The 19145-nt window shown below is 71.3% G+C and carries 19 protein-coding genes; 11 read left to right on the forward strand and 8 right to left on the reverse strand.

Translation table 11 applies throughout. The features are described 5' to 3' along the window. Window positions 1-131: 131 nt before the first annotated feature. Entirely contained in the window at window positions 132-863 is a 732-nt protein-coding gene (locus ACH4RG_RS09130; protein ID WP_397921269.1) for a PepSY domain-containing protein, read from the reverse strand. A gap of 117 nt (window positions 864-980) precedes the next feature. Here ACH4RG_RS09130 and ACH4RG_RS09135 point away from each other — a divergent pair, with 117 nt between their 5' ends. Both ACH4RG_RS09135 and ACH4RG_RS09140 read left to right on the forward strand, forming a co-directional pair. Further along, window positions 981-1643, forward strand: a complete 663-nt coding sequence (locus tag ACH4RG_RS09135; protein WP_397921267.1) for a response regulator transcription factor — start codon at window positions 981-983, stop codon at window positions 1641-1643. Then, window positions 1640-3094: an ATP-binding protein gene (locus ACH4RG_RS09140; RefSeq protein ID WP_398539304.1), complete on the forward strand. Its 1455-nt coding sequence runs from the start codon at window positions 1640-1642 to the stop codon at window positions 3092-3094. The genes ACH4RG_RS09135 and ACH4RG_RS09140 overlap by 4 nt, the downstream gene beginning before the upstream one ends. A gap of 12 nt (window positions 3095-3106) precedes the next feature. Here ACH4RG_RS09140 and ACH4RG_RS09145 read toward each other — a convergent pair whose 3' ends face one another. The 4 genes from ACH4RG_RS09145 to ACH4RG_RS09160 form a co-directional block, all read right to left on the reverse strand. After that, complete coding sequence (locus ACH4RG_RS09145; protein WP_397921263.1) at window positions 3107-3583, reverse strand: MarR family winged helix-turn-helix transcriptional regulator; 477 nt, start codon at window positions 3581-3583, stop codon at window positions 3107-3109. A gap of 149 nt (window positions 3584-3732) precedes the next feature. Then, the gene (locus ACH4RG_RS09150; protein WP_397921261.1) at window positions 3733-4497 is read right to left on the reverse strand and encodes an AIM24 family protein; all 765 of its coding nucleotides are present in this window, start codon (window positions 4495-4497) and stop codon (window positions 3733-3735) included. After that, on the reverse strand, window positions 4494-5144 hold the full coding sequence (locus ACH4RG_RS09155) for an AIM24 family protein (protein WP_397921259.1): 651 nt from the start codon (window positions 5142-5144) through the stop codon (window positions 4494-4496). Before ACH4RG_RS09155 ends, ACH4RG_RS09150 begins: the two co-directional genes overlap by 4 nt. Further along, window positions 5144-5776, reverse strand: coding sequence for an AIM24 family protein (locus ACH4RG_RS09160; protein ID WP_397921764.1), 633 nt, complete (start codon window positions 5774-5776; stop codon window positions 5144-5146). The genes ACH4RG_RS09155 and ACH4RG_RS09160 overlap by 1 nt, the downstream gene beginning before the upstream one ends. 222 nt (window positions 5777-5998) lie before the next feature. On the opposite strand from ACH4RG_RS09160, the gene ACH4RG_RS09165 reads away from it, so the two are divergent. The 4 genes from ACH4RG_RS09165 (at window position 5999) to ACH4RG_RS09180 (ending at window position 10579) form a co-directional block, all read left to right on the forward strand. Further along, window positions 5999-6349, forward strand: a complete 351-nt coding sequence (locus tag ACH4RG_RS09165) for a DUF3817 domain-containing protein (protein WP_007448011.1) — start codon at window positions 5999-6001, stop codon at window positions 6347-6349. Continuing rightward, the gene (locus ACH4RG_RS09170; RefSeq protein ID WP_397921257.1) at window positions 6346-6639 is read left to right on the forward strand and encodes an MTH1187 family thiamine-binding protein; all 294 of its coding nucleotides are present in this window, start codon (window positions 6346-6348) and stop codon (window positions 6637-6639) included. The genes ACH4RG_RS09165 and ACH4RG_RS09170 overlap by 4 nt, the downstream gene beginning before the upstream one ends. Window positions 6640-6811: 172 nt before the next feature. Further along, window positions 6812-8620: a glycosyltransferase family 2 protein gene (locus ACH4RG_RS09175; protein ID WP_397921255.1), complete on the forward strand. Its 1809-nt coding sequence runs from the start codon at window positions 6812-6814 to the stop codon at window positions 8618-8620. Between the two features lie 3 nt (window positions 8621-8623). Beyond that, the gene (locus tag ACH4RG_RS09180) at window positions 8624-10579 is read left to right on the forward strand and encodes a galactose oxidase-like domain-containing protein (RefSeq protein ID WP_397921253.1); all 1956 of its coding nucleotides are present in this window, start codon (window positions 8624-8626) and stop codon (window positions 10577-10579) included. Window positions 10580-10603: 24 nt separating this feature from the next. Here the strand turns inward: ACH4RG_RS09180 and ACH4RG_RS09185 are convergent, their stop codons facing one another. Beyond that, window positions 10604-11653, reverse strand: coding sequence for a glycoside hydrolase family 6 protein (locus ACH4RG_RS09185; protein ID WP_397921251.1), 1050 nt, complete (start codon window positions 11651-11653; stop codon window positions 10604-10606). A gap of 123 nt (window positions 11654-11776) precedes the next feature. Beyond that, complete coding sequence (locus ACH4RG_RS09190; RefSeq protein ID WP_397921248.1) at window positions 11777-12760, reverse strand: DUF5937 family protein; 984 nt, start codon at window positions 12758-12760, stop codon at window positions 11777-11779. An 83-nt stretch (window positions 12761-12843) separates the two neighbouring features. Between ACH4RG_RS09190 and ACH4RG_RS09195 the strand changes: the two genes are divergently transcribed. The 4 genes from ACH4RG_RS09195 (at window position 12844) to ACH4RG_RS09210 (ending at window position 16964) form a co-directional block, all read left to right on the forward strand. After that, entirely contained in the window at window positions 12844-14256 is a 1413-nt protein-coding gene (locus ACH4RG_RS09195) for an MFS transporter (RefSeq protein WP_398539305.1), read from the forward strand. Between the two features lie 10 nt (window positions 14257-14266). Next, window positions 14267-14776 carry a MarR family winged helix-turn-helix transcriptional regulator gene (locus ACH4RG_RS09200; RefSeq protein WP_398539306.1) on the forward strand — a complete coding sequence of 170 codons (510 nt, stop codon included), beginning with the start codon at window positions 14267-14269 and terminating at the stop codon, window positions 14774-14776. A 67-nt stretch (window positions 14777-14843) separates the two neighbouring features. Next, window positions 14844-15170, forward strand: a complete 327-nt coding sequence (locus tag ACH4RG_RS09205; protein ID WP_398539307.1) for a DUF3817 domain-containing protein — start codon at window positions 14844-14846, stop codon at window positions 15168-15170. Between the two features lie 93 nt (window positions 15171-15263). After that, the gene (locus ACH4RG_RS09210) at window positions 15264-16964 is read left to right on the forward strand and encodes a methylmalonyl-CoA mutase (protein WP_397928912.1); all 1701 of its coding nucleotides are present in this window, start codon (window positions 15264-15266) and stop codon (window positions 16962-16964) included. Window positions 16965-16970: 6 nt separating this feature from the next. On the opposite strand, the gene ACH4RG_RS09215 is transcribed toward ACH4RG_RS09210, so the two are convergent. Next, a complete protein-coding gene (locus ACH4RG_RS09215) occupies window positions 16971-17597 on the reverse strand; it encodes a TetR/AcrR family transcriptional regulator (RefSeq protein WP_397921240.1) in 627 nt (208 codons plus the stop codon). A gap of 451 nt (window positions 17598-18048) precedes the next feature. Between ACH4RG_RS09215 and ACH4RG_RS09220 the strand changes: the two genes are divergently transcribed. Then, a complete protein-coding gene (locus tag ACH4RG_RS09220; protein WP_397921238.1) occupies window positions 18049-19020 on the forward strand; it encodes a tetratricopeptide repeat protein in 972 nt (323 codons plus the stop codon). Window positions 19021-19145: the final 125 nt, after the last annotated feature.

The following is a 19145-nucleotide window of genomic DNA, read 5'->3' on the forward strand; positions in this document are numbered from 1 at the left end:
TATGCGGGACCGGCCTAGCTCCGGGTCGGGTGCCCCCGCGTGCCCCCCCCCCGGGGGGGGGGGGGGGGGGGCCCCCGCCCCCCGGGGGGGGTGGGGGCCCCCGCCCGCGCCCACGGGCGCCGGGCGGTGGGTCAGCCGTCGTCGCCGTCCCGGTCATCCCGGTCGTCGTCCTTGTCGTCCGCGCGGTCGTCCCGGTCGTCGTCGTCACCGTCGTCGTCGTGGTCCACGGTGACCTTGCCGGTCTTCGCGTCGACGCGCAGCTCGTGCTGCTCGCCGTCCTTGCCCGTGATGTCGATGTCCCAGCGCAGGACGTCGCCCCGGTTGCCGTCGTCATCGTCGTCGTCCAGGTCGATCGAGGTGACGCTGCCCGGCGCGGTCTTCAGAGCCGCGTCCACCGCCTCCTCCAGGGTGACGGCGGAGGAGCGGGGCGCGTGGCGGTCGCGGTCGTCGTTGTCGTCGTCGCGGGTCTTCAGGACCTTGCCGTTGCCGGCGTCCACCGTCACGTCGTGCCACTTCTTGTCGGAACCGCGGACGTCCAGCTCCCAGACCGCGCGGCCGTTGTCGTCGTCGTCATCGTCCAGCTCGGCCTCGGTGACCGTGCCCGGGACGCTCTTCAGGGCGGCGGCGACGGCCTGGTCGAGGGTGATCCGGGTGCTCTTCGCGGCGGCCCGGGCCCGGTCGTCGGAAGCGTTGTCCGCGCGGTCGTCGTCGGAGGCGTTGTCGTCGGCGAGGCTCACGGCGCTCAGGCTCCCGGCGGGAGTACGGCCGCCGTCACCGTCGTCCGCGAAGGCGACGGTGGCGGCGGTGGTGCCGCCGATGAGCACGGCCGCGGTGATCGCCGCGATGGTGACGTTGCGCTTCATGAGGGTTCCTCCCGGGAGCTGCTGCTGTTCGACGTGACCCACACTGCCGGGAGGTAGCTGAACGCAACCTGAAGCCACCTGAAGGCGCCTTCAGGTTGAGTTTGCGAGGCTGTGCGCATGCGCCTGTTGATCGTGGAGGACGAGAAGCGCCTCGCGGTGTCCCTGGCCAGGGGACTGACCGCCGAGGGTTTCGCCGTGGATGTCGTGCACGACGGGCTCGAAGGGTTGCACCGGGCGAGCGAGGGCTCCTACGACCTGGTGATCCTCGACATCATGCTGCCCGGCATGAACGGCTACCGCGTCTGCTCGAACCTGCGCGCCGCCGGACACGAGGTGCCGATCCTCATGCTGACCGCCAAGGACGGCGAGTACGACGAGGCCGAGGGACTGGACACCGGCGCCGACGACTACCTGACCAAGCCCTTCAGCTACGTCGTCCTCGTCGCCCGGGTCCGCGCCCTGCTGCGCCGCCGGGGAGCGGGTACCGCCGCGCCCGTCCTGACCGTCGGGTCCCTGCGCATCGAGACCGCCGCCCGCCGGGTGATCCGCGGCGAGGACGAGATCGCGCTCACCGCCAAGGAGTTCGCGGTGCTGGAGCAACTCGCCCTGCGCGCGGGCCAGGTCGTCAGCAAGGCGGAGATCCTGGAGCACGTCTGGGACTTCGCCTACGACGGCGACCCGAACATCGTCGAGGTCTACATCTCCACCCTGCGCCGCAAGCTCGGCGCGAGTGCCATCCGTACCGTGCGCGGCGCGGGCTACCGGCTGGAGGCGAAGTGAGGTCCGTACGGGCCAGGGCCGCCATCGGGGCCACCCTGGTCGTCGCCGTCGCCCTGGTGGCGGCCGGCCTCGCCGTGCTCCTGGTCCTGCGGGCCAACCTGATCGACCAGGCGGACCTCCAGGCCGAGGTGGCGGCCCGCGAGGTGGCCGGACAGCTGGCCACGGACACCCCGTACGACGAACTGGAACTGGACGACGAGGAGGACCACCCGGTCCAGGTGACCGACGAGGAGGGCCGGGTCGTCATCGTCTCCAAGGACCTGCGGGCCGTCACCGGCACCGGCACGAGCGGTGTCACCCCGGTGCCCTCGGCCTCGGCGGGGGCCTCCCCGTCGCCCGGCGAGGGGGACGGAGACGACGACAGCGCCGACGACGACGATGACGGCGGCCGCCCCGGCCGCGGCCAGGTCTCCTCCGACGACCCGGACTTCTCCGACGGCACCGCCACCGTCGACCGCACCACCGCCGACTACCGCTTCGCCGCCGTCGAGGCGACGACCCCCCGCGGCGTCACCCTGACCGTGCACGCGGGCGCACCGCTCGCCGCCGAGCAGGAGGCGGTGAACACGGTGCGCGGGGCGATGCTCACCGGGCTGCCGCTGCTCCTGGTGGTCGTCGCCGGGGTGACCTGGCTGGTGACCCGCCGGGCCCTGCGGCCGGTCGAGGGCATCCGCCGCGAGATGGCGGCGATCACCGCCTCCGAGGACCTGGCCCGCCGGGTTCCGGAGCCCGGTTCGCGGGACGAGATCGCGGCGCTGGCCCGGACGACGAACGAGACGCTCACCGTCCTGGAGGCGTCCGTGGAACGCCAGCGCCGGTTCGTCGCGGACGCCTCGCACGAGCTGCGTTCCCCGATCGCCTCGCTGCGCACCCAGCTGGAGGTGGCCGAGGCCCATCCGGAGCTGCTGGACCTCCCGGGCGCGGTCGCCGACACCGTACGGCTCCAGGTGCTGGCGGCGGATCTGCTGCTGCTGGCCCGGCTGGACGCGGGGGAGAAGCCCGGGAGCGCGACCGTGGAGCTGGGCGCGCTGGTCCGGGAGGAGGTGTCGCAGCGTACCGGGGACCGGATCGCGGTGAGCGTCGAGGCGGCGGAGGGCGGTGCGTTCGAGGTGAGCGGGTCGCGCGGGCAGCTGTCCCGGGTGGTCGGCAACCTGCTGGACAACGCTCAGCGGCACGCCGAGGGAAGCGTAGCGGTGTCGGTGGCGGCCGACGGGCGCGGCGTACGGGTGGAGGTCAGGGACGACGGGGCGGGCGTTCCCGAGGACGAGCGGGAGCGGATCTTCGAACGGTTCGTCCGGCTCGACGACGCCCGCAGCCGGGACGACGGCGGTGCCGGGCTGGGTCTGGCCATCGCCCGGGACGTCGCCGCGCGCCACGGCGGGACGCTGACGGTGCACGCGGCGGCCGAGGGCGGTGCGGCCTTCCGGCTGTGGCTGCCCCGCACCGCCTGACGGTCCCGGGTCCTACAGCTTGCCGCGCTTGCCGCGCAGGTGTTCCGCGATCGGGGTCAGCGCGGCGTGCAGGTCGGCGAGCGCCTCGGGGGACAGCAGGTCCATGAAGTGCTGCCGCACCGAGGCAACGTGGTGCGGGGCGACCTTGCGCATGGTCTCCGCGCCGTGTTCGGTGAGGACCGCGAACAGTCCGCGCCGGTCCGATTCGCAGTGGGTACGACGGACCAGTCCGGCGGTCTCCATACGGGTGATCTGGTGCGAGAGCCGGCTCTTGGACTGGAGGGTGGCGGCGGCGAGGTCGCTCATCCGCATGCGCTGGTCGTCCGATTCGGAGAGGTTGACCAGGATCTCGTAGTCGTTCATGGTCAGGCCGAACGGCTGGAGGTCCTTCTCCAGCTGGTGCATCAGCAGCCTGCTGACGTCCAGGTGGGTGCGCCAGGCGCACTGCTCCGCGTCGCTCAGCCAGCGGGTGGCCGTCTCGGTCTCCATATATGGATTCTACCTAAGAAGTTGAAAGCCGGACGAAACTGGAGGGTGTGACGACCGGCACTCCCGGCCCGCAGGAGTGCCGAGGGGCCCGTCGGCAAGCACCGACGGCTGGGCGCAGGCGTTCGACGTCACACTCCGCAGACTACCGCTCACAACCCGAAGCGACGTTGGAGGTCCCCCAGCTGGCCGGGCATGCGCGGAGCGGATCCGGGTTGACCCCCGCCACCCGGAACGCCCGGCTCATTCGGCACCACGCCCGGGGCCCGCTCCGCCATCAGCGCCTCGCTCGACTGGAGCAGCACCGTACCCGCCCCGACGAACTCGAACTGGTGCTCCTCGCCCGACGTCCCGCCGATCCCCGTGAGTGACCGGATACCGCCCATCACGCCCGTCATGTAGCCGTGGTCGTAGTGGTGGCACGGGGAGGGGCAGTCGGCCCAGCCCACCAGCGCCTGCGGATCCACCCGCAGCGGCGGCTCCATGAACACCACCGGGCCGTTCGACGCGGCCACGAACTTCCCCGTGCCGATCAGCGTCACGAACCCCGGCACGATCGACTGCTTCAGCGCCATCGTCGGCTGGTACGCCAGCAGGTTCCCGGACCGGATGGTGAGGTTCCCGTCCTCCAGGTCGAAGGAGTTCACATCGAACGCCCGGTCCGCCAGCAGCATCTTCCCGCTGCCCTCGGCCACCACCCAGTCGCTCGCGTGCAGCGGCGAATGGAAACTGGATCGCACGAGCCGCTCGAACCGGCCGTGTCCGATGCCGTCGAACTGGATCTGGCCGTAGTAGGCGATCATCTTGCCCTTCTGCAGGAACCACCGGCTCCCCTTGAGCTCCACGCAGAAGGTGTAGGAGTTGACGTTGTCGTCCGACGGCAGCGTCATCGGGTCGAGGACCACGGGCGTGCTCACAGCTTCTCCTCCGACGCCTGGACGTACACCGCACCACTGCCGCTCAGCTCCAGCTGGAACGCCTCGCCGGAGCCCCGCCCCACCATGTCCCGCCAGCCGACCGCCGTGGACAGCTTGTTGCGGACCTCGCCGTGGTGGGCGACGTAGGCCTGCGGGTCGACATGGACGTCCCGGCCCGGTGTGATCGGCAGTTCGATCACCCCGCCGTGCGCCATCACCGCGACCGCGCCGTGCCCCTTGAGCGTGGTGGTGAACAGGCCCTGGCCGGTCACCTGGCCGCGCACCATGCCCATCACCCCACCCTGCGCGCCCATGAACATCGTGCCCTGCTGGAGCGTCCCGTCGAACGCGAGCAGCCGGTCGGCCTCCACGTACAGGGTGTCGCCCGCCAGCTCGATCACCTGGATGTGGTGGCCGCCGTGGCCGAACATCACCGTGCCCGAACCCTCGACCGTCATCAGCGGCGTCGACTCGCCCGCCACCCGGCGGCCGATCATCGACGCGACGCCGCCCTGCCCGCCCTGGATGTTCGGGGTGAAGGACACCTCGCCCCGGTACGCCAGCATCGCGCCGCGCTGGCTGAACAGCTTCTGGCCCGGGGCCAGGGTGGCCTCGACCATCTTCGAGTTGATCTCCCGGAACGGCATCAGACATCGCCCCCGACGGTGTTGCGCTCGCTCGGCTGCACGTAGACCAGGCCGTCGCCCTCGAAGCGGATCTGGAACGCCTCGCCGGAGCCCTCGCCCATCAGCGTCCGGAAGTTCACCCCCGCCTGGAAACTCTGCTGGAGCCGGCCCTGGTGGGCGATGTACGCGCCGGGGTCGACCATCAGCGGATACTGCGGGGCCACCCGCAGCAGGACCGCCGTGCCGTCCGACATGATCGCCGCCTGCCCGGTGCCCTCCACCGTGGTGGTGAACAGGCCGTTGCCGCTCGCCCCGCCGCGCAGCCCGGTGAACGTCGTGCCCGTGCGCAGTCCGGCGTCGGTGGCCAGCAGATTGCTCGCCTCCACGTACAGGGTGTCGCCGCGCAGCGAGACCAGGTTGATCTCGCTCGCCCGATCGGCGAAGTAGCAGGTGCCCTGCCCGGACACCTCCATCACCGTCAGCTGCTCGCCGGTCAGCCGACGGGTCACCATGCCCCGGAGCCCCTCACCGCCGCCGGACATCTTCTTGAAGGACATCCGGCCGTCGTACGCGACCATCGAGCCGTTCTTCGCCTTGACGGCATCGCCCGTCAGGTCGACGGCGAGCGTCTTGCTGCCTTGGAGTCGAAACATCGCCACGCGACGACGGTATCCGTCCCCGCCGCACCCCGGCCAGAGGCTCAGGAACCGTTACGTCCCTGATGCGTACACGGACCGGCTCTGGTATGCGGCGATACGCGCACCGGCGGACGGGGCGGCCCCCGCTGCCGGGGGCGCGCCGGTGCGATGCCACAATGGGGGCGGCTTGTGCCTGGGTTCACAAGCCCTCGCGACCCTCCCACCGAAGGTGCCCCTGTGGACATCAAGACCGCTTCCGCCCTGCACCGGCTGCGCCTCATCTCGATTCCCGAGGCGCTGTCCTTCCCCGCCCTGATCCTCTTCGGCTCGGTCCTCAGCCGCGTCTCGGACATCGACTTCCTGATGATGCCGCTCGGCATGATCCACGGTGTGCTCTTCGTGATCTACGCCGTGTTCCTGCTCGACGTCTGGATGAAGGCCAAGTGGCCGCTCAAGCGCGTCGCCCTCTTCTTCGTCCTCTCCCTGATCCCCTTCGGCGGGCTCTACGGCGACAAGCTCCTCAAGCAGTACGAGGCCGACGGCGTCATCGCCGCCCGTGCCCGCCGCGAGGGCACGGTCAGCGCGTGATCGTCGCGTTCTCCGTCTCGCCGCTCGGTGTCGGCGAGGACGTCGGGGAGTACGTCGCCGACGCCGTGCGGGTCGTGCGTGCGTCCGGTCTCCCCAACCGCACCGACGCGATGTTCACCTCCATCGAAGGGGAGTGGGACGAGGTCATGGACGTCGTCAAGCGCGCCGTGGCCGCCGTCGAGGCGCGCGCCGGCCGCGTCTCCCTGGTGCTGAAGGCCGACATCCGGCCCGGCGTCACCGACGGCCTGACCTCCAAGGTCGAGACCGTGGAGCGTCACCTCTCGTCCTGACGCACCGTCCGCGCGGGACGTCCCGCGTTCACCCGAAAAGCCCCCGGTGCCACACGGCCGGGGGCTTTTCCGGTTCCGGACCAAAAACCGCTCACTCGGACCCGCCAAGTCGACACACCGTTAGCCGTCCCGTTCTGTTGGGATATCAACCCGTTCGACAGTGGGAGGCACGGTGCGGTCGGAGGGCTACGACTACGACACCTACAGCCGGCTCGCGGGTCCGCTCACGGAGCCGGAACCGACGGGGTACCGGGTGCGGTACAAGAGCCTGCTCTCGACGGAGAAGCACCGAATAAGAGCCGTCCTGCTGATGACCCTCGCCCCGGTGCTCACGGGCGTCCTGCTGCTGTACCTGGTCTGGCCCACGCACTGGACCGAGCGGGAGAACGGGGAGCGCTGGCTGGTCGTCGCCGACGCCGTGATGCTGGTGTCGATCGCGCTGATCGAGCTGTTCATGCTGGTCAACGTGGCCTCCATCGCGCACGCCACCCTCGTCGCGCGGGACCCGGTCCCGGTGACACCCGAGCCCGGAACCAGGGTCGCCTTCCTGACCACGTACGTCCCCGGCAAGGAACCGCTCTCGATGGTCCGCGCCACCCTCAAGGGCGCCGTACGCCTGAAGCACCCCGGACCGCTGGACGTCTGGCTGCTCGACGAGGGCGACGACCCCGGGGCCCGGATGCTCTGCGCCGAGCTGGGCGTCCACCACTTCACCCGGCGCGGGGTCCCCGAGTGGAACCGTGACAAGGGCGTCCACAAGGCGAAGACGAAGCACGGCAACTACAACGCCTGGATCGCCCTGCACGGCGGCGACTACGACTTCTTCGCCTCCGTCGACACCGACCACGTGCCCATGCCCAACTTCCTGGAACGGATGATGGGCTACTTCCGCGACCCGGACGTCGCGTTCGTCGTCGGACCGCAGGTCTACGGGAACTACGACTCGGCCGTCACCAAGGCCGCCGAGTCGCAGCAGTTCCTCTTCCACGCCCTGATCCAGCGTGCGGGCAACCGTTACGGCGCCCCGATGTTCGTCGGCACCAACAACGTCGTGCGCATCGCCGCGCTGCGGCAGGTCGGCGGACTGTACGACTCGATCACCGAGGACATGGCCACCGGCTTCGAGATCCACCGCCGCCGCAACCCGCGCACCGGGCGCTACTGGCGTTCCGTCTACACCCCCGACGTGCTCGCCGTGGGCGAGGGGCCCGCCTCCTGGACGGACTTCTTCACCCAGCAGCTGCGCTGGTCCCGGGGAACGTACGAGACGCTGTTCAAGCAGTACGGCAAGGCGCTGTTCCGGGTACCCCCCGGCCGCCTCCTCAGCTACACGCTGATGCTCGTCTACTACCCGATGACCGCGGTCAACTGGTTGCTCGGCGTGGGCAGCTGCGTGCTGTTCCTCTGGTTCGGGGCTTCCGGCACCCAGGTCGCCGCCTCCATCTGGCTGATGCTCTACAGCGACGCCGCCGCCCTCCAGATCGGGCTCTACCTCTGGAACCGCCGGCACAACGTCTCCCCGCACGAGCCCGAGGGCTCCGGCGGTCTCGCCGGCATGGCCATGTCCGCGCTCTCCGCCCCGATCTACCTGAAGTCGCTGGGCTCGGCCGTGCTGCGCACCGACGGCCGGTTCGTCGTCACGCCCAAGGGCGGCCAGACCTCCCCGGACCGGCTGCTCACCTTCCGTATCCACCTCTCCTGGGCGGCGGTCCTGCTCTCCTCGCTCGCCGCGTCGGTGTACCTGGACCACACCCATGCGGCGATGCGGACCTGGGCGGCGCTGGGTCTGGCGATATCCCTCTCCCCGGTCGTCGTGTGGGCCTGGACCGTCCGGCAGGACAAGCGCGCCGCGACCGCGCGCGCCGTCCCCGTCCCGTCGCCCCCGCCGCCCGAGCCGGTCTACGTCACCGGCCCCACCCCGTCGGCGACCACCGCGGCCGGCGCGGGCACCACCGCCACCACCACCGCAGGAGGGAACTGACCCATGGCCTACCGGCCCTCGAAGCAGATGAGGAAGACGCTCCTGGGAGGTGGCGCGGTGCTGCTGCTCGCCGGGCTGAACGCTCCCGCGGCCCTGTCCTTCGCCGAGGACAGGTACCACGCGTACAAGATCGACCAGCCGGAGTACAAGGCGGAGTACGGCTCCTGGGAGCAGGTGAACATCCCGAAGGAGTACCGGACCAACGCGATCCACGCGGCGCTGCTGCACACCGGGAAGGTGCTGATCGTCGCGGGCTCCGGCAACGACGAGGCGCACTTCGACGCGGGCACCTTCGACACGGTGCTGTGGGATCCGGCCGAGAACACCTTCCAGAAGATCCCCACCCCCGAGGACTTCTTCTGCGGCGGTCACGCCCAGCTCCCCGACGGCCGCCTCCTGATCGCGGGCGGCACCGCCCGCTACGAGGTGCTCGACGACAAGGTGAAGCGGGCCGGCGGCGGCATGCGGGTCAAGAACGAGAACCCGGACAAGCCGCTGAAGCTCAAGAAGGGCACGGTCTTCCGCTCGCCCTCCGGCGTCGAGTACGTGGCCAAGTTCGACGTCACCGTCCCCAAGGCCAAGCGCGAGTTCGAGGTCGACTACTTCGAGAGCGGCCAGATGAAGCCGTGGAAGACGAAGGTGACCGCCTCCGAGCAGCGGGTCTTCGTCGAGGCGGTGGACGAGGGACCCGAGGCGGTGGCGGCGGACGCCGCCCAGTACGAGATCGTCGGGCTGAAGGGCAAGGCCGCCGACAACTCCTACGGCCTCGCCGAGAAGATCACCATGGACAAGCAGGACTTCCAGGGGATCCGCGCCGCCTACGAGTTCGACCCCACGGCGGAGAAGTACATCAAGGTCGACCCGATGAAGGAGGCCCGCTGGTATCCGACGCTCGTCGGGCTCGAGGACGGCCGGGTGCTCTCCGTCTCCGGCCTCGACGACGTCGGCGCCATCCTCCCGGGCGACAACGAGGTCTACGACCCGAAGACGAAGAAGTGGTCCGAAGGCCCCTTCCAGTACTTCCCGACCTACCCGGCGCTCTTCCTGACCAAGGGCGGCAAGCTCTTCTACCCGGGCGCCAACGCCGGTTACGGCCCGGCGGACAAGGGGCGCGAGCCCGGCATCTGGGACATCAAGAAGAACACCTTCACCAAGGTGCCCGGACTGACCGACACCGACCAGCTGGAGACGGCCGCCTCGCTGCTGCTGCCGCCCGTGCAGGACCAGAAGGTGATGGTGCTCGGCGGCGGCGGGGTCGGCGAGTCGAAGAAGTCCACCGCCCGCACGGCGGTCATCGACCTCAAGCAGGAGAACCCGGCCTTCGAGCCGGGCCCCGACCTGCCGCAGGGCACGCGCTATCTGAACAGCGTGATCATGCCCGACGACACCGTCTTCACCAGCGGCGGATCCGAGGACTACCGGGGCCGCGGGGCGAGCAACATCCTGAAGGCGCAGTCCTACGACCCGAAGACCAACACCTTCAAGGAGGCGGCCGAGCCGACGGTGGGGCGCAACTACCACTCCGAGGCGCTGCTGCTGCCCGACGGGCGGGTGGCGACCTTCGGCTCCGACTCGCTCTACGGCGACAAGGACAACACCAAGCTCGGCAAGTTCGAGCAGCGCATGGAGGTCTACACCCCGCCGGCCCTGCACCGCGGCAAGGACAAGCGCCCGGAGATCGGGAACGGCCCCGAGAACGCCGAGCGCGGCGCGACGGTCACGTACGAGAGCGCCGACGCCGACCGGATCGCCACCGCCCGGCTGATGCGGCCGAGCGCCGTCACCCACACCACCGACGTGGAGCAGCGCTCCATCGAACTGGGCCTGAAGAAGGGCGACGGCAAGGTGAGCGTGACCGTGCCGGACGACCCCACGCTGGTGCCGCCCGGCTGGTACATGCTCTTCGTCACGGACACCGACGGCGTGCCCTCCGAGGCGAAGTGGGTCAAGGTCGCCTGACCCCGGGGGCGCGCCGCGACCGGCTCAGGAGGCGGCGCGCCTCGCCAGGCCGAGCGCGTACTCCGGCCACCAGTCGCCGGCCGGCGGGCCGCCCCGGCAGGTGCCGTCGGAGTCGCCCGGCCGTTTGATCCACAGATAGGCGTCGAGCCGGTCGTCGCCGGTGTCGGTGGTCGGCGGCGTGCCGAGTCCCCGGCCGGGCGGATTGCACCAGGCCTCCTCGCGGCCCCCGGACAGGGGGCCGTTGCCGTTGCGGCTGGTGTCGATCACGAAGTGCGAGCCGCCCACGGCGTCGGAGAGCCGCTTCGCGTACGTCTTCACGCTCTCGTTCGACTGGAAGTTGGAGACGTTCAGGGAGAAGCCGTCGGCCCGGTCGATGCCGGCCTGCCGCAGCGGCTGCGCCATCTTGGCCGGCTCGTCGATCCAGTCCGGGTTGCCCGCGTCGAGGTAGACCTGGGTGTTCGGCAGGGCCTTGAGCGTGTCCACCGCCTCGGAGAGGAGCTGGTAGCGCTCGGCGTGGTGCTCGGGCGGGGTGCAGCCGTCCGTGATGTGGGGGAGGGCGTCCGGCTCCAGGATCACGGTGGCGGGCGCGTCCCCGATGGCGTCGGCGAACTCCCCGATCCAGGAACGGTAGGAGTCCGCGTCCTTCGCGCCGCCCGCGGAGTAGAGCCCGCAGTCGCGGTGCGGGATGTTGTACGCCACCAGCAGGATGGTCTTCTTCGTGCGGGCGGCGGACTTCGCGGCGGCCCGGATGCCGGGTGCCGGGTCGTCCCACGCGGGCCAGTCGGCCACCGGCCGGCCGGAGATCCGCCGCAGGATCTTCGCCTCCGCCTCGCGCCCCTCCTTCTCCCAGGCGCGCACCTGGCGGGCCGCGTCGCTGTTCGGGTCGACCCAGTACGGGGAGGCCGCGCTCGGGGCGGGCTCTCCCCGGACGAGTTCGTCCGCCGCGTCGGCGGTGCCGGTGACGCGCGGTTCCGGTGTCGAGCAGCCCGCGGTGAGAACGGTCGCCAGGGTGAGGGCGGCCAGGACGGGGGCGGTACGGGGGAGAGCGCGGGGGACGATTCTGCGGCCGGACATCCAGACCCCTCGGACGGTGATGACTCACGGACACGGAACACAGGGAGCGTGGGCCATCGTGACATAGCGGTCACGGAGAGTGGTGGCGCGACACCGTCCGTGACTCCTGTGGCCCGGCGCGCGTCAGTCCGAGGCGGCCAGCGCGATCCCCAGCGGAGTGCGTTCGTACAGCACCTGGTGTCCGTAGCGCCGCGAGGTCAGCAGCCCGGCCCCGCGCAGCACGGAGAGATGGGCCGACACGGACGAGGGGGCGAGGCCCAGCCGGTGCGCCAGCGCGCTCGTCCCGGCCGGTTCGTCCAGCGCGCACAGCACGTCGGCCCGGACCCGGCCGAGCAGCCGGGCGAGCGTCTCCGGGGTCCGGTCTCCGGACTCGCTCCACAGCCCGCCGATGCCGCGCGCCGGGTAGATCAGCCCCGGTCGCCACGGCTCCTCGTGGCCGCCCACCACCTCCGGCCAGACGAAGACGCTCGGCATCAGGACCAGCCCCTGCCCGCCCAGCACCCGCTCGTGGTCGCCCTGGGTCCCGGCCACGGTGAGCGTCGAGCCGTTCCAGCTCAGCCGGGGGCTCACCTCGCCCAGCAGCTGTTCGAGGCCGCTCTCCGCGAGCCGCCGGGAGTGGTAGGCGATGTCGGCCTCCAGCAACGCCCGCAGCCGGGGCCAGTACGGCTCGATCAGCGCCTCCCAGGCCCGCTCCAGCAGGTCGGCGAGCTCGCGCACGGCCCGCGCCGGATCGGCCAGCAGCCGCCGGCCCGTCGCCGACGCGGTCCCGCCGGGCCGGTCCGCCAGGGCCAGCGCCATATCGGCCCGCGCCACCTCCGGATCGACCGCGCGGACGGCCGCGATCTCCTCCTCGAACGTCGCGAGCGGCCCGATCGGCGGCGGGCAGATGAAGTCCGGGTTGTGGCCGACGGTCGGCATCAGCAGCCACAGCGGCTCCAGGTCCAGCGCCCCGGACGCCTCCCGGATCCGGCGGAGCCACGGCAGGTGGTAGCCGTGGCGGCCGGTGCGGTGCAGGGTGCGCACCGCTTCCTGGGTCTCGAACAGCGGTGACAGCGCGAACCGGCAGCGCAGCAGATCGCTCTCGCCGAAGTGCAGCTGGAACGGCATGCCTCTCCCTCGCGTCGCGGCCGGGACATTCGGCTCCAGCCGAAAGTCTAGGATCGGCCGCGTTCGGGCCGCAGGCTCGCCCCATGCCGACCGAAAGACCCGCCCCGGCGGACACACCCCGTACCCCGCCCGCCCCGGCGGCACCGGTCCCGGCTCCGCCCCCGGAGCGTGCCGCCCGCCCTGACCCGGGCCCCGGGCCCACGCTCCGGGAGCCCGCCGCCCCCAGGGGCCCCGCCGACGCCCCGCGCGGCTACCGGGCCGTCTTCGCCGTCGCCGAGTTCCGGGCCGTCTTCGCCGCGCACCTGCTCTCGCTGCTCGGCGTCGTGATCAGTGAGCTGGCGCTCACCGTGCTCGTCTACGACCTCACCGGCTCCCCGCTGCTCAGCGCACTGACGTTCGCGCTGGGGCTGCTGCCGTACATGATCGGAGGGGCGCTGTTCGCGGGGGTCGCCGACCGCTACCCGGCCCGCCGCGTCCTGGTCGTCTGCGACCTGCTCTGCGCGGCCTGTGTCGCCGTGATGCTGGCGCCCGCCACCCCGGTCGCCGGACTCCTCGCCCTGCGCTGCCTGGTCGCCGCCATCGCGCCCGTCTTCACCGGCACCCGGATGGCGGCCCTCACCGACATCCTCGGCGAGGGCGACCTCTACGTACTGGGCCGTTCGCTGCTGCGGATCGTCTCGCAGAGCGCGATGCTCATCGGGTTCGGCGCCGGTGGGGCGCTGCTCACCGTGCTGTCCCCGCGCGGTGCGATCACCGTCACCGTGGTGACCTTCCTGTGCTCGGCCGCGCTGCTCCGCTTCGGGACCCGCGACCGCCCCGCCCGTGCCGGCGCCGGTGGCGGCGGTGGAAACCTCCTCGAGGAGTCGCTCTCCGGGGCCCGTCTGGTGCTGGGCGACCGCCGTATCCGGGCGCTGCTGCTGCTGTTCTGGCTGCCCGCGATGTTCGTGGTGGCCCCGGAGGCGCTCGCCGCCCCGTACGCCGACGCGATCGGGGCCCCGCCCGCCGCGCTCGGGCTGCTGCTCTGCGCGATGGCCGCCGGGCACGTCGGGGCCGAGCTGTTCGTGGGCGCCGCGCTCAGCCCCCGAAACCGCTCCCGGATCGTCCTGCCGGTCGCCGCCGTCGGCCTTCTCCCGCTCCTCGTGTACGTGGTCCGCCCCGGGCTGCCGCTCGCCCTGGCGGCCCTCGCCCTGGCCGGCGCGGGCGCCGCCTACGTGATCGGGCTCGACCAGTGGTTCGTCGACGCCGTTCCCCAGGAACTGCGCGGCCGTGCCATGACGCTGCTCACCGCCGGGCTGATGACCGTCCAGGGGTTCGGGATGGCGCTCGCGGGGCTCGCGGCCGAGTTCTTCCCCGTGCACCAGGTGGTCGCCGGATCCGGAATCATCGGTACCGTCTGCACGCTCCTTCTGGTCGCCGAGGTCCGCAGGACAGCCCACGGACGGATGTCCGATACCGAAGGACGAGACAGGGCTGACCGGCATGTGACCAGTCGGTAAGGTCGATGCCGTGCCGAAGCCGCTCAGTCTTCCCTTCGATCCGATCGCCCGCGCCGACGAGCTCTGGCAGCAGCGCTGGGGACCCGTGCCCTCGATGGGGGCGATCACCTCGATCATGCGGGCCCAGCAGATCCTGCTCGCCGAGGTCGACGCCGTCGTCAAGCCGTACGGGCTGACCTTCGCCCGGTACGAGGCGCTGGTGCTGCTCGCCTTCTCCAAGGCCGGTGAGCTGCCGATGTCCAAGATCGGGGAGCGGCTGATGGTGCATCCCACCTCGGTCACCAACACCGTGGACCGGCTGGTCAGGTCCGGTCTCGTCGGGAAGCGGCCGAACCCCGACGACGGCCGCGGAACGCTGGCGTCCATCACCGACAAGGGCCGCGATGTCGTCGAGGCGGCCACCCGGGACCTGGTCGCGATCGACTTCGGGCTCGGGGTGTACGACTCCGAGGAGTGCGCCGAGATCTTCGCCATGCTGCGTCCGCTCCGGGTGGCGGCCCAGGACTTCGAGGAGAAGTGAACGCGGGCCTCCGGTGAGGCCGGGGCCGCGCGAAGATCGCGCCGGTCGTCCCGTTACGCTCGTAGCCATGAAACAGAACGTGCTCACCCGCTACCGGGTGATGGCCTACGTCACCGCCATCTGGCTGCTCGTCTTCACCGTGGCGATCATCGCGAAGTACGGCTTCGAGACCGGCGACACCATGCTGATCTCGCAGATCCACGGCGTGCTGTTCATCGTCTACGTCGTCTTCGCGTTCGATCTCGGCTCCAAGGCGAAGTGGCCCTTCGGCAAGCTCCTGTGGGTGCTGGCCGCCGGCTGCATCCCCTTCGCCTCGTTCTTCGTCGAACCGAAGGTCACCCGCGAGGCCCGCGCCCTGGTCACCGACCCCGCACCGGTGACCGCCAAGGCCTGAGAGGCTGTCGGACCACCCCGAACCGCCCCGCGCGAAAAGCGCCGGGCGGTTTGCCATCGACATTTACTAGGACGTCCTAGTAAATTCGGGGGTATGGACGCTGACGCGATCGAAGAAGGCCGCCTCCGCTGGCAGGCTCGTTACGACAAGGCCCGCAAGCGTGACGCGGACTTCACCACGCTCTCCGGGGACCCGGTCGAGCCCGCGTACGGGCCCCGCCCCGGCGACACGTACGAGGGATTCGAGCGGATCGGCTGGCCGGGGGAGTACCCCTTCACGCGCGGGCTGCACCCCACCGGCTACCGGGGCCGCACCTGGACGATCCGCCAGTTCGCAGGCTTCGGCAACGCCCAGCAGACCAACGAGCGCTACAAGATGATCCTCGCGGCGGGCGGCGGCGGCCTCAGCGTCGCCTTCGACATGCCGACGCTGATGGGCCGGGACTCCGACGACCCGCGCTCGCTCGGCGAGGTCGGCCACTGCGGGGTCGCCATCGACTCCGCAGCCGACATGGAGGTCCTCTTCGGGGACATCCCCCTCGGCGACGTCACCACCTCGATGACGATCAGCGGCCCGGCCGTGCCCGTCTTCTGCATGTACCTGGTCGCCGCCGAGCGTCAGGGCGTCGACCCGGGCGTGCTCAACGGCACCCTCCAGACCGACATCTTCAAGGAGTACATCGCGCAGAAGGAGTGGCTCTTCCAGCCCGAGCCCCACCTGCGCCTCATCGGCGACCTGATGGAGCACTGCGCCCGCGACATCCCCGCCTACAAGCCGCTCTCCGTCTCCGGCTACCACATCCGCGAGGCCGGGGCGACGGCCGCGCAGGAGCTGGCGTACACCCTGGCGGACGGCTTCGGCTACGTGGAACTGGGCCTCTCGCGCGGCCTGGACGTCGACGCCTTCGCCTCCGGGCTCTCCTTCTTCTTCGACGCGCACCTGGACTTCTTCGAGGAGATCGCCAAGTTCCGCGCCGCCCGCCGCATCTGGGCCCGCTGGATGAAGGAGACGTACGGCGCCAAGACCGACAAGGCGCAGTGGCTCCGTTTCCACACCCAGACCGCCGGCGTCTCGCTCACCGCTCAGCAGCCGTACAACAACGTGGTGCGCACCGCCGTCGAGGCGCTCTCCGCCGTGCTCGGCGGCACCAACTCACTCCACACCAACGCCCTCGACGAGACCCTCGCACTCCCCTCCGAGCAGGCCGCCGAGATCGCCCTGCGCACCCAGCAGGTGCTGATGGAGGAGACCGGCGTCGCCAACGTGGCCGACCCGCTGGGCGGTTCCTGGTACGTCGAGCAGCTCACCGACCGGATCGAGGCCGAGGCCGAGAAGATCTTCGACCAGATCAGGGAGCGCGGCACCCGGGCCCACCCCGACGGGCAGCACCCCATCGGACCGATGACCTCCGGCATCCTGCGCGGCATCGAGGACGGCTGGTTCACCGGCGAGATCGCCGAGTCCGCGTTCCAGTACCAGCGGGCCCTGGAGAAGGGCGACAAGCGGGTCGTCGGCGTCAACGTCCACCACGGCTCGGTCACCGGCGACCTGGAGATCCTCCGGGTCAGCCACGAGGTCGAGCGCGATCAGGTCAGCCAGCTCGCGGACCGCAAGGCGGCCCGCGACGACGCCAAGGTGACCGCCGCCCTCGACGCGATGCTTGCCTCCGCCCGCGACGGCTCGAACATGATCGTGCCGATGCTGGACGCGGTACGGGCCGAGGCCACGCTCGGCGAGATCTGCGGGGTGCTGCGCGAGGAGTGGGGCACCTACACGGAGCCGCCGGGGTTCTGAAGCCCGCTATCCGGCCTGCGCGCCCGCCAGCCCCAGCAGGAGCAGCGAGGTGAAGCCGCTCGCCCACGCGGAGTCCACCGGCTCCGCACTCACCAGAGTGCGGTGCACCACGGCTCCGGCGATCACGTCGAAGATCAGGTCCGCGTTGCGGGCGGCGGTCGAGGAGTCGTCCTCGTAGCGCAGCTCGCCGCGGGCCTGGGCGCGTTCCCGGCCCAGCAGCACCAACCGCTTCTGCCGGTCGACGATCGCCGAGCGGATCCTCAGGCGCAACGAGTCGTCGCGGGTGGACTCGGCGACCACCGCCATCAGCGCCGTACGGGCCTCCGGCCGCTCCAGCAAGGCGGCGAACTGGAGCACGACGCCCTGTACGTCGGCGGCCAGGCTGCCCCGGTCGGGCAGCTCCAGTTCGTCGAAGAGGACGGCGACCGCGTCCACGACCAGTTCGTTCTTGCCCGCCCAGCGCCGGTAGAGGGTCGTCTTCGCCACACCGGCCCGGGTCGCCACATCGCCCATCGTCAGCTTCGACCAGCCGAGATCGACCAGGGACGCCCGCGTCGCTTCGAGGATCGCGGCATCGGCCGCGGTGCTCCGCGGACGTCCTGTTCGGGTGGCTCGGGGGTCGCTGTCGCTCATGATGCGGCGACCATACCGGCCGGTAGGGGAGACGGTTGTACTCCGGTGCCCGTGAGACAGATCACCGGGATCACCTGTCCGGGCGGGGTGATCGGCAGTTACGCTACGGGTCGTAGCGTAAGGAAGGCGGCCGGATCGCCCCCTGCGCCACGGAACGAACGAGCGACAGCCACCGGGGTCCCCACGGGGATCCCAGGCGCCGGGTGGGGACCCGGAGCCGCACGGACCGGCCGGATGGGGATCCGGAAGGTCCACCCGGGCCCTTCGGGATCCGGTCAGTTCCAGCCAGGGTCTTTCAGGGGCCCGACCGGTTTCTCCGGGCCCACGGGCGCTCCGGGGAGCCGGGGCCGCCTCGTCCCGTCCGCCCCCGCACGCCGGTGGGGGCGTCCGGGCCGGGCCGGTTCTCGCACTCGCTTTCCGGAACGGTGTGCTCAGGGGGGAGGATGTACGCATGCAGCCTAGGAACATGTCCATGAGCGGCGTTGTCGACCTCGCCGCTGTCAAGGCGGCCGGTGAGGCCAAGGCCAAGGCGGAGCAGGCCCGCGCGGAGGCCGCCCGTACCGGGGGCACCGCAGCCGTCGCGCCCACCGCCCTGGTGATCGACGTCGATGAAGCCGGATTCGAGCGCGATGTCCTCCAGCGCTCCGCCGAAGTCCCCGTCGTCATCGACTTCTGGGCCGAGTGGTGCGAGCCGTGCAAGCAGCTGGGCCCCCTGCTGGAGCGCCTGGCCGTCGAGTACAACGGCCGCTTCCTGCTGGCCAAGGTCGATGTCGACGCGAACCAGATGCTGATGCAGCAGTTCGGGATCCAGGGCATCCCGGCGGTCTTCGCCGTCGTCGCCGGGCAGGCCCTCCCGCTCTTCCAGGGCGCGGCCCCCGAGGCCCAGATCCGCGAGACGCTGGACCAGCTGATCCAGGTCGGCGAGGAACGCTTCGGGCTGACCGGCATCGCCGTCGACCCGAACGCCGCCCCGGCGGACGCGGTTCCGGCCGAGATGCCGGCCGGCCCGTACGACGCCGTGCTGGAGGCCGCCGCGTCCGCCCTCGACGCCAATGACTTCGGTGGCGCGGTCCAGGCGTACAAGAACGTCCTGGCGGACGACCCCGGCAACCCGGAGGCCAAGCTGGGCCTGGCCCAGGCGGAGTTGCTCGGCCGCGTCCAGGGCCTGGACCCGCAGGCGGTCCGCAAGGAAGCCGCGGACCGTCCGGGTGATGTGAACGCCCAGCTGGCCGCCGCCGACCTCGACCTGGTCGGCGGGCATGTCGAGGACGCCTTCGGCCGGCTCGTCGAAGCGGTCCGCCGCACCGCGGGCGACGACCGCGACGCCGCCCGGCTGCGGCTCCTCGAACTGTTCGAGGTGATCGGTCCGGAGGACCCCAGGGTCACCGCCGCGCGTACCGCGCTGGCGCGCGTCCTGTTCTGATCCGGACGCGAGGCACCGGGCTTGCCGTCCGCTCCGGACGCGCCCGGTTGTTCCGATGTGACAAGACGGCCGCACCGCCCCCGGGCGGCGCGGCCGTTTTGCCGTCCTGACGCCAAAGAACAACG

Source organism: Streptomyces sp. NPDC021019 (genome assembly GCF_044333295.1).
Classification (GTDB): Bacteria; Actinomycetota; Actinomycetes; order Streptomycetales; family Streptomycetaceae; genus Streptomyces.